Here is a 12,862-nt window from a genome sequence, read left to right as displayed (position 1 = left end):
GACCGTCGAGGGGGCCCGCTGGCCGTGGCTCCCTCGACGGGCCGGGATCGCCGGGCAGGTCACCAGTCGTGGACGGTGCCGTCGGCGAGGCGGTTGAAGGGCAGGTACGCGCGCACGTAGGGGTACTTCCCGGCGGCGTCGACGTCGAGCTCGACGCCCAGACCGGGGGCGTCGCCCGGGTGCAGCCGTCCCTCGCTCCAGGTGAACGACTGCTGGAAGACGCTGTCGGTCCGCTCGCCGTGCTTCATGTACTCCTGGATCCCGAAGTTGTGGATCGCCAGGCCCAGGTGCATCGCGGCCGCCATTCCCACCGGGGAGACGTCGGTGGGTCCGTGCATCCCGGACTTGATCTGGTACTGCGCGGCGTGGTCGAGGATCCTCCGGAGGTGGGAGACGCCTCCGGTGTGCGTGACCGCGCTGCGGATGTAGTCGATCAGCTGCTCGCGGATGAGGAGCTGGTAGTCCCAGACGGTGTTGAAGACCTCGCCGATCGCCAGGGGCGTCGTGGTGTGCTGCCGGACGAGGCGGAGGGCCTCCTGGTTCTCGGCGGGCGTGCAGTCCTCGAGCCAGAAGAGGTCGTACGGCTCGAGGGACTTGCCGAGGGCCGCGGCCTGGATCGGTGTCATCCGGTGGTGGCCGTCGTGGAGGAGGGGGAGCCCCGGCCCGAACTCGTTGCGGACGGCCTCGAAGACGCGGGGGACGTGGCGCAGGTAGGCGCGGGTGTCCCAGTCCTCCTCGGTCGGCAGGCCGCCGCGCTGCGCCGGCTCGTGGTCGTAGCGCACACCGGCGTTGCCCTCGAGGACGGCGTTGGAGGCGATGCCGTAGATCGAGGTCAGTCCCGGCACCGCGGTCTGCACGCGGATCGCGCGGTACCCCTGCTCCTGGTGCTCGCGGATGCTGTCGAACAGCTCCGCGTCCGTCCGCCCGGACGCGTGGCCGTAGGCGAGCAGGCCGGTGCGGGACGCGCCTCCGAGCAGCTGGTAGAGCGGCATGCCCGCGGCCTTGCCCTTGATGTCCCAGAGGGCGGTGTCGACCGCCGCGATCGCCGCCATCGTGACCGGCCCGCGGCGCCAGTAGGACGACCGGTAGAGGAACTGCCAGGTGTCCTCGATGCGCGAGGCGTCACGGCCGAGGAGCAGCGGCACGACGTGGTCGGCGAGATAGGAGACCACGGCGAGCTCGCGGCCGTTGAGGGTCGCGTCGCCGAGGCCGGTCAGCCCGTCGTCGGTCGTGAGCTTGAGGGTGACGAAGTTGCGGTCGGGACTGGTGACGACGACCTCGGCCTTGTCGATCTTCATGGGGTGCCTTTCGTGGTGGGGGATCGGGTCAGGGGTTCCGGCCGGGAGCGCGGTCCATCGAGAACGCGGCGGTCGAGAGGCCGGGCGCCACGGGCGCGGCCTGCCCCGTGCTCTCGCGGCGCTCGGCGATCTCGGCGACGATCTGCGCGTGCCGGCGGTCGGTCAGCGGGTAGAACGCCATGATCAGCACCGCGAGCAGGGCGGCGACGGCCGGGATGAGGCCGGCGGCGGCGCGGATGCCCCACTCGGCGTGCTCGCTCTGCTCCGCGGCCCCGGCCACGTAGCCGCCCCAGGCCAGCGCGTACGCGGCGAGGGCGCCTCCGACCGCCTGGCCGGTCTTGCGGGTGAAGGAGAACAGGGCGTAGATCGTGCCCTCGGAGCGGATGCCGGTCTTCCACTCCCCGTACTCGACGGTGTCCGCCTCGATCGCCCAGACGAGCATGTTGACGAGCTGGATGCCGACGTAGGCGAGGACCAGTCCGCCGAAGCCGACCGCCACCGCGTCGCCCGGGGCGAGGAAGACGACCGTTCCGCCGCTGATCAGGACCCCGACTCCGGCCATGTAGGCGTTGCGCTTGCCGAACCGCCGCACGATCGTCGGGACGAGGGCGGCCAGGCCGAAGGTCAGGGCGAGCTGGATCAGCGACATCGCGGCGTAGAGCTGGACCGATCCGAGCACGTCGCGCAGGTAGTAGAGCTGCACGGTCTGGAGCGCGAGCGTCCCGGTGAGGAACAGGAACGAGCTGAGGCAGAGGAAGAGCAGCGGCCGGTTGGAGCGGAGGGTCGTCATGCTCTGACGGAACGTGACGTGCGCGACGTCGCGCTGGACGCGCTCCTTCGCGGTCAGGATCGTGAAGAGGTAGAGCGCGGAGCCGACGACGACGAAGCTCAGCGTGACGATCGAGAAGAGCGACTGCAGATCGGCGCCGGGGACGACCAGCGGGGCCATGAAGGTGCCGAGCCCGGCCCCCACGATCGCGCCGCCGATGGCGCGGGCGCTGGCGAGCTTCGCGCGCTCGGTGCCGATCTGCGTCATCGCTCCGGCGAGCGAGCCGTAGGGGATGTTGACGAGGCTGTAGGCGAGGCCGAGCGCGGCATAGCTCAGGTAGGCGTAGAGCAGGGTTCCGCTCTCGCCGATCTGCGGGACGGAGAAGGTCGCGGCCGAGAGCAGCAGGAGCGGGACCGACCCGAACATCAGGAAGGGCCGGAACTTGCCGAAGCGCCTGCTGTAGGTGCGGTCCACGACCCGGCCGGCGAAGACGTCGGCGAACGCGTCGAAGATCCGCACGACGAGCAGCAGCGTGCCCGCCGCGGCCGCGGAGATCCCGGCGACGTCGGTGTAGTAGACGAGCAGGAACATCGTGGCGGTGGTGAAGGCGAGGTTGTTCGCCGTGTCGCCGGCGCCGTAGCCCACGATGCTCAGCTTGGAGAGCTTCTCAGCGGCGGGCGCTCCGGGCGCGGTGGTGCGGGGGGTCATGCGGGCTCCTTTACCCGGGCGCGGACCCGTCGGGGATCCGCGCCGCATCGAGACGGTGCGAAGGTGGCAATCGGTTGCCGACGGTGCCGGAAGGCACCGCGCGGAGAGGCGGGGTGGAGGTCTAGGCCGCCTGAGCGGCGACCGCGGCGACGAGGGCCGGGTCGTCGACGAGGCGCGGGTCGACGAGCCGCAGCAGCGCCTCGAGGGGCCGGGCGGAGCCGAGGGCGCGGTCGAGGGCGGGGCGCTGCGCGTCGGGCAGGCGGTCGCCCTGGAGCAGCAGTGCGATCCAGTCGGCGACGGCACGGAGGGAGGCGGCTCCGCCGTGTCCGCCCGCGCGCTCGGCGAGGAGCACGGGCACGATCCGGATGCGGAGCTTGGCGGTCGCGTCGGCGCCGATCTGCTCGAGCCGGTGCTCGATCCGGGGGTTGCCGAAGCGCTCGAGGAGGGCGGCGCAGTAGGCGTCCGCGTCGAGACCGGCGGGGAGGCCGGCCGCCGCCTCCGCCCAGAACGCCTCGACGGCGCTCCGGCAGGCGGGGTCGGCGATCGCCTCCGCGACGGTGGCGCGGCCCCGCCGGCGGCCGGTGGCGGCGAGGAGCGTGTGCGCGCCGTTGAGGAGTCGCAGCTTGCGCCGCTCGAAGGGCTCGATGTCGTCCACGAAGCGGGCTCCGGCGCGCTCCCAGGCGGGCCGGCCGGCGGGGAAGCCGCCGCAGAGGACCCAGTCGCGGAAAGGCTCGGTCACGACGGACGCGGCGTCGCTGATGCCGGTGAGCTCGGCCGCCGCCTCCCGGTCCGCCGCCGTGGTCGCCGGGGTGATCCGGTCGACGGAGGTCGACACGAACGAGACGGTGCGGTCGATCCAGTCGGCGAGCGACGGGTCGAGCCGCTCGGCGAGCAGGAGCAGTCCACGGCGCACGAGAGGGCCGTTGCCGGAGAGGTTGTCGCAGGGGACGACGGCGAGCGGGCCGGAGCCCGCGTCGCGCCGGGCCGCGAGGCCGAGGAGGAGGCGGCCGAGTGCGGTCGCCGGCGCTCCTCCCGATCGGAGGGCGTCGAGGTCGCTCCGGACGGCGGGGTCGTGCAGGTCGGGGCCGCCGTCCGCGGCGAGACGGTACCCGGCCTCCGTGATCGTCAGCGTGACGATCGCCGTCCCTGGAGCCGCGACGAGCTCGACGAGACGCGCGACGTCCGCGCCGTCGACCGCCTCGACGATGCTGCCCACGACCGTCGCCGAGTCGCCCTCCGGTCCGCGCTCGATCAGCGTGAACAGGCCGTCCTGCGCGGCGAGCTCCTCGGCCGCGCGGGGGCTCCGGCCGGTGAATGCGGCGATGCCCCACTCGTGGTCGTCGTCGACGGCGTGCGTGTACCAGGCCTGATGCGCTCGGTGGAAGGCGCCGAGGCCGAGGTGGACGATGCGGACGGGAGCCGCCGGCAGGCCCGCGGACGCGCGATCGAAACCGCCTCCTCCGCCGTGCCCGCTCACAGCTTGAAGACCTTCCGCGGCTGTGCGTCGACGAGGTCCAGGATGACGGCGCTCGCCGTCTCGGAGTCGATCCGCCCCTCGGCGACCAGGCGCGCGAGGAACGCGGCGTCCAGCCTCCGAGCCATGTCGTGACGGGCCGGGATGGAGAGGAACGCGCGGGTGTCGTCGATGAAGCCGGAGCTCCGCGAGAAGCCGGCGGTCTCCGTCACGGCGGCGCGGAAGCGCAGCACCGCGTCGGGCGCGTCGAGGAACCACCACGGCGCTCCGAGGAACACCGACGGGTAGTAGCCGGCGAGGGGAGCGAGCTCGCGCGAGTGGGTGCTCTCGTCGATCCCGAAGAGGACGAGGTGGAAGCCCGGTGCGTTGCCGAGCTCCTGCAGCAGCGGGCGGAGGGGCTCGGCGAACCGGGTCGCGACGGGGATGTCGTGGCCGGTGTCGGGACCGAAGCGCTCGAAGGTCGGCCGATCGTGGTTGCGCAGCACGCCGGCGTGGACGGTCATCACCAGGCCGTCGTCGACGCTCATGCGGGCGGACTGCAGCAGCAGGTGGGCGGCGAGGACGCGGCTGCCCTCGGCGTCGATCGTGCCGGCGCGGGCGCGGGCGAAGAGGGACTGCGCCTCGGCGGGGTCGAGGTCGACGGTCAGCGGCTCCAGCACTCCGTGGTCGGCGGAGACGGCGCCGTGGTCGAGGAAGTGCCGGCGCCGGGCGCGGAGGGCCTCGAGGAATCCGGGGAAGCTGGACTCCTTCGTTCCGGTGGCGGCGGCCAGGGCGGCGACGCGCTCGGGCCAGCCGGGGGCGGAGGGATCGAGGTAGGCGTCGGGGCGGAAGGTCGGCAGCACGCGGCCCGGGAACGCCGGATCCTCCGCCAGAGCCCGGTGGACGGCCAGGTCGTCCAGCGGATCGTCGGTCGTCGCCAGCACCTCGATCCCGAACCGCTCGAAGAGCGCGCGCGGGCGGAAGGCGGCGGACGACAGCCGGGCCCCGATCGCCGCGAAGAGGGCGTCGGCGCTGGAGGCGTCGGGCTGCTCGGTGATGCCGAACTGCTCGGCGAGGATCGACTGGAGCCAGTAGCCCGAGGCGGTTCCCGCGAAGATCCGCCAGTGCGCGCAGAACGTGCGCCACACCTCCTCCGGGCCGGCGAGGCGCTCGCCTCCGGGGATGCCGAGATCGCCGAGGTCGATCCCGGCGGAGTGGAGCAGCCGGGTGACGTAGTGATCGTGCCGGAGGAAGAGCTCGGATGCGTCGGCGAAGGGGCGGTCCTCGAGCAGGAGGCGCGGATCCACGTGCCCGTGCGGGGAGAGGATCGGCAGGTCGGCGACGCTCGCGTGGAGATCGCGGGCGATCGCCCGGGTCGTCGGGTCGATCGGCAGGAGTCGGTCGGGATCGTTCAGCAGCTTCGTCGGCACGGGGCCATCCAAGTATGGGTGCCGAGGAGTGTCAACCGATTGCCAGAGGTGTCGCACCGGATGGCGCGCCGGGCGCGGACCGGGGTCAGGAGTCGCGGCGAGGCCCCGTCGAGGCGCGCGGGACGAACTCCGTCGGCAGGTCGTCGGCCCGCTCCGGAGGCTCCTCGTCGCCGAGCACCCGGCGGACCGCCCGCTCGCCCATCCGGCCCAGCGGTGCGCTGATGGTCGACAGCGGCGGCGAGGTGAAGTCGCTCCCGAAGATGTCGTCGAAGCCGATGATGCTGAGCTGCTCCGGGATCGCGACGCCCGACTCCTGAGCCGCGCGCATCAGTCCGATGGCGACCAGGTCGTTGTAGGCGATCACCGCGCCGACGCCGGAGGCGGTCACCCTCGCGAGCGCGCTCCTCCCGCCCTCGAGGGTCGAGACGCCCGGCCCGATCTCGACGACCGTCATGCCCCGCTGCGGAGCGCGGTCGAGGAGGAGCTCCCATCGCGCGGCGCTCATCCACGAGTCGGGCGGACCGGCGATGAAGGCGAGGGAGCGGTGGCCGAGGGCCGCGAGGTGGTCGAGCGCGGCGTCGATCCCGGGGGCGAGATCGGGCACGATCCCCGCGACGCCGGGGACCACGCGGTTGAGGACGACGACCGGGATGCGCCCGGCCAGCGCGATGATCTCCTCGTCGCTGAGGCGGGTGCTGACGAGGACGAGCCCGTCGGTGGAGGCGGCGATGCGGTCGGCCGCCTCGGCCTCGCGCTCCCCGGACTCCTGCGACTCGGCGAGGATCATCGTGAAGCCGCGGAGCGACGCCGCCCGCTCCGCTCCGCGCACGGCGGGGAAGAAGGCCGGGTTGGTGATGTCGGCCACCAGCAGCCCGAGGGTCGAGGTGCGGCCCGTCGGCAGCGCGCGCGCCATCGGGTTGAGCCGGTAGCCCAGCTCCTTCGCGGCGGCGCGGATCCGCTGCTCGGTCGCGGCGTTCAGCCGTCCGGGCGTGCTCAGCCCGCGGGAGACGGTGGAGGGGGCGACGCCGGCGAGTCGGGCGACGTCGTAGATCGTCGTCGCGGAGCGGCCGCGGCGTCTCGCGGCGGAGGGGCCGGTGGGCGCGTCTTCGCTGGGCACGATCGCGGTCTTCTCTCGAGGGGCACGGCGGCGGACGGGGCGCCGTCCGCCGCCCATGCTGCCACAGGGCCGAGAAGCCCGCCCGGCCCGTCGCTCGCGTCCGGGTCGGGCCGGATCGGGGAGCCCGCGCTCCGGGAGGCCGCCGTCGCCGGTCGGCCGCCCACCGCTCCGGCCCCTCCAGCGCGGGTCCGCGCGGCTCCGCCCCGTCAGCTCCGCTCCGGGAAGGCCCCCTCCTCGCGGATGCGCTCGTTGAGCGCCGCCAGGAACACGCCCTCGTCGAGGTCGAGCGGTACCTCGCGTCCCGTCCAGCTCGAGTAGTGGATGGCGTTGGCGAGCCGGACCCCGAGGATCCCCTCCGCCCCGGGTGCGAGCAGCGGCGTGCCGTGCAGGATGCTGTCCGCGAAGTCCTGCAGGACGGCCGTGTGCTGCTCGCCCCAGACCGACGCCGACTCGATCCGCTCCGTCGTGGAGAGGCCCGCGGTGTCGTAGCGACCGCTGAGCAGGAGGCCCACGTCCTCGGCGCTGAGGGCGGCGCTGACCTCGCGCTCGGGGGCGTTCAGCCGGGTGATCGTCGCGACCCGGGAGTCGTCGACGACGATCCGGCCGCGGTCGCCGATGATCTCGAGGCGGTCGGTGCCGATCGGGTCGTGCGTCGTGGTGACCAGCACGCCGGTCGTGCCCCCGCCGAAGTCGGCGAGCACCGTCACCTCGTCCTCCACCGCGATGTCGCGGCACCGCCCGTAGCCGGCCTTGGCGACCACCGACTCCGGCACTCCGCACAGCCACTGCCACAGGTCGAGCTGGTGGGGCGCCTGGTTGACCAGGACGCCTCCGCCCTCGCCTCCCCAGGTCGCGCGCCACGCGCTCTGGTCGAAGTAGGCCTGCGGCCGCCACCAGGTCGTGATGATCCAGTTCGAGCGCAGGATCCGGCCGATCCCGCCCTCGTCGACGACCTCCTTGAGCCGGCGGTAGAGCGGGTTCGCCCGCTGGTTGAACATGATCGCGAAGCGCTGACCGGGACGGGCGGCGGCGGCCTCGTTCAGCTCCGCGACCTGCGCGGCGTAGACGCCCGCCGGCTTGTCGACCAGCACGTGCAGCCCGTGCTCGAGAGCGTCGATGCCGATCCCGGGGTGGAGGTAGTGCGGAGTGCAGACGACGACGGCGTCGACCTCCCCGCTCGCGAGGAGGGAGCGGTGGTCGGCGTGGAAGGACGCTCCGGGTGCGAGCGCGGCGGCCGCCGCCTCCCGGGCGGGGTCGACGTCGGCGACGGCGGTGACGACGAGGTCGCGCACTCTGCCGTCGGCGAGGAAGCGGGCGTAGGAGGAGCCCTGGGCGCCGAATCCGATGATGCCGAGGCGGACGGTGGTCATGGAAGGAGTCCTTCGTTCGGGGTGGAGTGGGGGATCCGCGCGGGCGCGCTCGGGGCGTAGGCGGCCTGGACGATCGCGAGCGACCTCGCCGCCTCGCGGGGCGAGATCCAGAAGGGCTCGTCCTCGCCGAGGCGGGCGTAGAAGTCGTGCACGAGCAGCTCGTGCGAGGCGCCCCAGTACGAGCGCCCGCCGGATCGGCGCTCCGTGTCCGGGACGACCTCGACGGATCCGTCGTCGCGCCGCACGGTGAGGGCACCGCGCAGCGAGACGATGGCGCGCTCGGTGCGCAGGCGGAGCTCGACCGGCTCGTCCCACGCGTTCGCCACGGTCGCGTAGAGGACGCTGCGCGCGCCGGAGGCGTGGGTGAGCACCAGGTCGGCGGTGTCCTCGACCTCGATCGGCAGCAGGCGCGTGGAGGCGGAGCCACTCACCGCGACCACCTCGCCGAGGAGCCACTGCAGGAGGTCGACGGTGTGGATCGCCTGGTTCATCAGCATCCCGCCGCCGCCCTCGGCCCGCATCCCGCGCCAGGGGCGGTCGAGGTAGTAGCCGGGAGCGCGGTGCCAGAGCACGGTCGCGGCCGCACCTGTCACGGCACCCAGGGAGCCGGACGCCAGCAGCTCGCGGAGGCGCTGCACGGGCGGGTTGTAGCGGTTCTGGAAGCAGACGCCGATGCGCGCCCCGCCCCGCTCGGCCGCGGCGATCACCTGCTCGCCCTCGGCGACGGAGGAGGCGAGCGGCTTCTCGAGGAGCACCGCGACGCCGCGGTCCAGGGCCGCGACCGCCAGCGCGGCGTGCGTGCTGTGCGGAGTGCAGACGTGCACGACGTCGGGGCGGACGGAGTCGAGCATCCGGACCGCCTCGGGGAAGCCCGGCACCGCGTGCCTCTCGGCGGCCGCGGCGAGCCGGCCCGGGTCGGTGTCGCAGACCGCCACCAGCTCCGCGCCGGGTGCGGTGCCGATCGCCGCGAGGTGGACGGAGGAGATGTCGCCGCAGCCGATCACCGCCGCGCGGACGGTCATCGCAGGTCGATCCCGAGCGAGGAGGCGAGCCCCCGGAAGGCCCGAGCGGCCACTCCGAACGACTCGGGGCCGGAGAATCCGCCGAGGGCGTCCGTGATCGCGAGGTGCGGCTCCAGCGAGGCGACGCCCGTCCAGCCGTCGTCGCGCAGGGCGGTGAGCGTCTCGCGCAGCTGGCCGTCGCCCTCGCCGGCGGGCACCACGGTGCCGGTCGCGGCCACCGCGTCCTTCACCTGCAGGTAGTCGACGTAGGGCCGCAGCGCCGTCCAGCCGTCGTCGAAGGGCCGTACCCCGCACTGCACGAAGTTCGCGTTGTCCCAGGCGAGGCGCAGGGCGGGCGAGCCGACGGACTCGACCAGGTCGAGGATCCGCTCGGGGACGTCGCCGTAGATGTCCTTCTCGTTCTCGTGCAGCAGCATCACGCCCTCGCGCTCGGCGCGATCGGCGAGCATGCGCATGCGCAGCAGGACGTCGTCGCGGATGCTCTCGACCGGCACTCCCTCGCCCCGGTAGAACGAGAAGACGCGGATGCTCGGTGTGCCGAGGGCGTGCGCGGCGCGGATGACGCGGTCGAGGCGCGCCACCTCGAGCTCGGGGTCGAGGGCGACGTCGACCTTGCCGATGGGCGAGGCGACGGCCGAGACGGACTGGCCGCCGCGCTCGAGCACGGCGGCCAGGCGGGCGAGGCGCTCGTCGTCGAGGTCGACGACGTTCCGGCCCCAGGCGCTGCGCACCTCGATGCTGTGCGCGCCGAGCGCTCGGAGGACGGCGACCTGGACGACCGGGTCGGGGTCGATCTCGTCGCCGAAGCCGGAGAGGGTCCAGGGTGCGGGGTTCGCGGGTGCGGTGGTCACGGTGCGTGCCTCGTTCTCGTCGTCGGGAACCGGCGGGCAGGAGCGCCGCCGTGCCACGACCATACGCGTATTGGCAACCGATTGACAAGATCGGAGGCGCGCCTCTACCGTCGGGGGCGTTCCGGGCCGCGGAGACGCCGGCCCCCACCGCGACCGGGAGGACTGCCGTGACCAGGATCGGCGTGCAGGCGATGATGCTGAAGGACGCGTTCGCCTCGGCGGGCGCCTTCGCGACGCTCCGGGAGGTCCGAGCGATCGGCTACCGGTCGGTGGAGATCTCGCAGATCCCGCTGACGGCGGCCACCGTGGCCGAGCTGCAGCGGGCGCGGGACGAGCTCGGCGTCGAGATCGCGGCGATCTCGGCGGGCCTGGCACCGGGGGACTCCCCGGGCGCCGCGCTCGAGGGCGGGCTCGCCGGGATCGTCTCCGACGCCCGCGCGCTCGGCACGCGCACGGTCCGGATCGGCATGCTGCCCGCCTCCGCGGCGGCCTCGCCGGCCGCTCTGCTCGACTTCGCCGACCGCTGCCAGGCCGCCGCGGCGAGGCTCCGCGACGACGGGCTGCGGCTGCTGCTCCACAACCACCACCACGAGTTCGCGCGGCACGGCGGCCGCCTCCTGCTCGACGTCGTCGCCGAGCGGGCTCCGCTGCTGGGGCTCGAGCTCGACGTGCACTGGGTGCAGCGGGGCGGGCTCGATCCCGTGACGACGCTGCGCCGGTACGGGGAGCGCGTCGCCCTGGTGCACCTGAAGGACTACCGGGTCGGGCCGCCCGCCGACATGTCCGGCGGGTGGTCCGTGCACGCCTTCACCTCGAACGTGCAGTTCGCCGAGGTGGGGGAGGGAAACCTCGACTTCCCGGGGATCATCGGGACGAGCCTCGCGCTCGGCGTCGACCACCTCCTCGTCGAGCAGGACGAGCGCTACGGGCGGAGCGCGCTCGACTGCCTGCGGACCTCGCACGCGAACCTCGTCGCGATGGGCTTCTCGGACCTGTTCTGAGGAGCGGCCGAGGCTCCTCCCCAGGGATCGAAGCGGCCCGTTCTCCACCGCTCAGGGGCCCGGGTCCCCGCCGCGTCGGGCGCGACGGCATGCTCGACCCGTCGACGGAGGAGGTGGTGGCGGTGGTCGTTCCGGACAGTGTGCTCGGCGTGACGGCGCTCGTCGCGCTGGTGCTGTCCGGGGTGCTCCACGCCTCCGTGCGGGTCTGGGCGGCGGGGTCCCGCTGGACGACCGCACGGTCTCCGCGCGCCTGTTCAGGGCGGTCCTGGTGATCATCGCGCTCGACACGGCGTACCTCGTCGTGGCCGGCGAGGAGCTCTTCGCATCCGGGCGCAGCCCCGGAGAAGAAGCAGCCGGATCCGCCGGGGTCCGCCTCCGCTCCGCGGAGCGGAGGACAATGGAGGGACCCCCAGCGAAGGAGACCACCGTGGATCAGCCGCGCATGAACGTCGAGTCGTTCAACCTCGACCACCGCACCGTCGCAGCGCCGTACGTGCGCCTCGCCGACGCGAAGACGCTGCCCGGAGGCGACCACCTCGTCAAGTACGACGTGCGCTTCACCCAGCCCAACCGCGGGCACCTCGAAATGCCCACCGTGCACTCGCTCGAGCACCTGTTCGCCGAGAAGTCCCGCAACCACTCCGACCGCGTGATCGACTTCTCGCCGATGGGCTGCCAGACCGGCTTCTACCTGCTCCTCTCGGGCGAGCCCGAGCTCTCCGAGGTGCTCGGCCTGGTCGAGGCGACGCTCCAGGACATCACCGAGGCCGACGAGGTCCCGGCCGCCAACGAGACCCAGTGCGGCTGGGGCGCCAACCACTCCCTCGAGGGGGCGCAGGAGGCGGCGCGCACGTTCCTCGCGCACCGCTCGGAGTGGGAGACGGTCACCGCGTGAGCACGGCGATCGTCCTGGTCGCGATGGACGAGGAGGCCGCGCCGTTCCTCGCCGCCGCGTCCAGCGCCTCCGAGCCGCGCGCCGTCGGCAACGCGCTGCAGTGGGAGCTCGAGCTCGACTCCCGCGCGGTGCTGCTCGTCCGCACCGGCATCGGCCTCGTCAACGCGGCCGGCGGTCTCACCGCAGCGATCCTGCAGGAGGGCGGCTCCCGGCCGCTCGTGGTGAGCGCGGGGACCGCCGGCGGCCTGGGCGCCGACGTCCGCGTGGGCGAGGTCGTGATCGGCGCCGAGTACGTGCAGACCGACGCCGATGCGCGGGCGTTCGGCTACGCGCTCGGGCAGGTCCCGGGGATGCCCGCCCGCTACTCCGGGGACGACGCGGCGCTCGCCGCGGAGCTCGAGCTGCTGGAGGGGCCGCCGGTGCGCCGCGGCCTGATCGTCTCGAGCGACGTCTTCGTCTCGAGCGCCCACGTGGACCGCGTGCGGAACGACTTCCCCGGCGCGCTCGCCACCGACATGGAATCCGTCGCCCTCGCGCAGACGGCGCACGTGCACGGGCTGCCGTTCGTCTCGGTCCGCGGGATCTCGGACCTCTGCGCCCCCGGCGAGTTCGAGGCGCACGTCGACGACGCGGCCGATCGCTCCGTCGCCGTGGTGCGGGCGCTGCTGCGCGGGCTCGGCGACCGGGACTGATGGACGGGCGGCCCTCCGCGACAGCGCGGAAGGGCCGCCCGGCGGTCAGTCGTTGCCGACGTGCTGGTCGCCGGCCTCCTGGGCCTTGTCGACCTGGCCGGCGAACTTCCCGCCGGTCGCGGAGTCGGCGGCGTCGCCCGCCTTGTCGAGTCCCTTGTCGGTCAGCTCCTCGCCCTTGTCGCTGTTCACGGCGTTCTTCGCCTTGTCCGCGAGTCCTCCGAGATCCACCATGGGGTCGTTCCTTCCGTCGATGAGC

At 73.5% G+C, this 12,862-nt stretch carries 12 protein-coding genes; 3 read left to right on the top strand and 9 right to left on the bottom strand.

The window, feature by feature from the left end; all coding sequences use genetic code 11:
* Positions 1–59 precede the first annotated feature (59 nt).
* From manD to C5C50_RS07910, 8 genes are all read right to left on the bottom strand, one after another.
* A complete protein-coding gene (manD, locus tag C5C50_RS07945; RefSeq protein WP_104222646.1) occupies positions 60–1,298 on the bottom strand; it encodes a D-mannonate dehydratase ManD in 1,239 nt (412 codons plus the stop codon).
* Between the two features lie 28 nt (positions 1,299–1,326).
* Entirely contained in the window at positions 1,327–2,775 is a 1,449-nt protein-coding gene (gene uidB, locus C5C50_RS07940) for a glucuronide transporter (protein ID WP_104262588.1), read from the bottom strand.
* Between the two features lie 121 nt (positions 2,776–2,896).
* Entirely contained in the window at positions 2,897–4,252 is a 1,356-nt protein-coding gene (locus C5C50_RS07935) for a mannitol dehydrogenase family protein (RefSeq protein WP_258067706.1), read from the bottom strand.
* Entirely contained in the window at positions 4,249–5,658 is a 1,410-nt protein-coding gene (uxaC, locus tag C5C50_RS07930) for a glucuronate isomerase (protein ID WP_104262589.1), read from the bottom strand. Before uxaC ends, C5C50_RS07935 begins: the two co-directional genes overlap by 4 nt.
* Positions 5,659–5,743: 85 nt before the next feature.
* Positions 5,744–6,775: a LacI family DNA-binding transcriptional regulator gene (locus C5C50_RS07925; RefSeq protein WP_159940282.1), complete on the bottom strand. Its 1,032-nt coding sequence runs from the start codon at positions 6,773–6,775 to the stop codon at positions 5,744–5,746.
* Between the two features lie 206 nt (positions 6,776–6,981).
* The gene (locus C5C50_RS07920) at positions 6,982–8,145 is read right to left on the bottom strand and encodes a Gfo/Idh/MocA family protein (protein ID WP_104261422.1); all 1,164 of its coding nucleotides are present in this window, start codon (positions 8,143–8,145) and stop codon (positions 6,982–6,984) included.
* Positions 8,142–9,167: a Gfo/Idh/MocA family protein gene (locus C5C50_RS07915; RefSeq protein ID WP_104262590.1), complete on the bottom strand. Its 1,026-nt coding sequence runs from the start codon at positions 9,165–9,167 to the stop codon at positions 8,142–8,144. Before C5C50_RS07915 ends, C5C50_RS07920 begins: the two co-directional genes overlap by 4 nt.
* Positions 9,164–10,018, bottom strand: a complete 855-nt coding sequence (locus C5C50_RS07910; RefSeq protein WP_258065778.1) for a sugar phosphate isomerase/epimerase — start codon at positions 10,016–10,018, stop codon at positions 9,164–9,166. Before C5C50_RS07910 ends, C5C50_RS07915 begins: the two co-directional genes overlap by 4 nt.
* A 167-nt stretch (positions 10,019–10,185) precedes the next feature.
* On the opposite strand from C5C50_RS07910, the gene C5C50_RS07905 reads away from it, so the two are divergent.
* The 3 genes from C5C50_RS07905 (at position 10,186) to mtnN (ending at position 12,606) form a co-directional block, all read left to right on the top strand.
* Positions 10,186–11,019, top strand: a complete 834-nt coding sequence (locus C5C50_RS07905; protein ID WP_258065779.1) for a sugar phosphate isomerase/epimerase — start codon at positions 10,186–10,188, stop codon at positions 11,017–11,019.
* A gap of 442 nt (positions 11,020–11,461) precedes the next feature.
* The gene (locus C5C50_RS07895) at positions 11,462–11,914 is read left to right on the top strand and encodes an S-ribosylhomocysteine lyase (protein ID WP_104222722.1); all 453 of its coding nucleotides are present in this window, start codon (positions 11,462–11,464) and stop codon (positions 11,912–11,914) included.
* Positions 11,911–12,606 carry a 5'-methylthioadenosine/S-adenosylhomocysteine nucleosidase gene (mtnN, locus tag C5C50_RS07890; protein ID WP_258063331.1) on the top strand — a complete coding sequence of 232 codons (696 nt, stop codon included), beginning with the start codon at positions 11,911–11,913 and terminating at the stop codon, positions 12,604–12,606. Before C5C50_RS07895 ends, mtnN begins: the two co-directional genes overlap by 4 nt.
* Positions 12,607–12,651: 45 nt before the next feature.
* Here the strand turns inward: mtnN and C5C50_RS07885 are convergent, their stop codons facing one another.
* Positions 12,652–12,837 (bottom strand): antitoxin, encoded by a 186-nt coding sequence (locus C5C50_RS07885; RefSeq protein ID WP_104222638.1) that lies wholly within the window; start codon positions 12,835–12,837, stop codon positions 12,652–12,654.
* Between the last annotated feature and the right edge of the window lie 25 nt (positions 12,838–12,862).

This window comes from Rathayibacter sp. AY1D9 (assembly GCF_002932395.1).
Lineage (GTDB): Bacteria > Actinomycetota > Actinomycetes > Actinomycetales > Microbacteriaceae > Rathayibacter.
The sequence above is the reverse complement of the archived record's forward strand: the minus strand, read 5'-3'. Positions and strand labels throughout refer to the sequence as shown.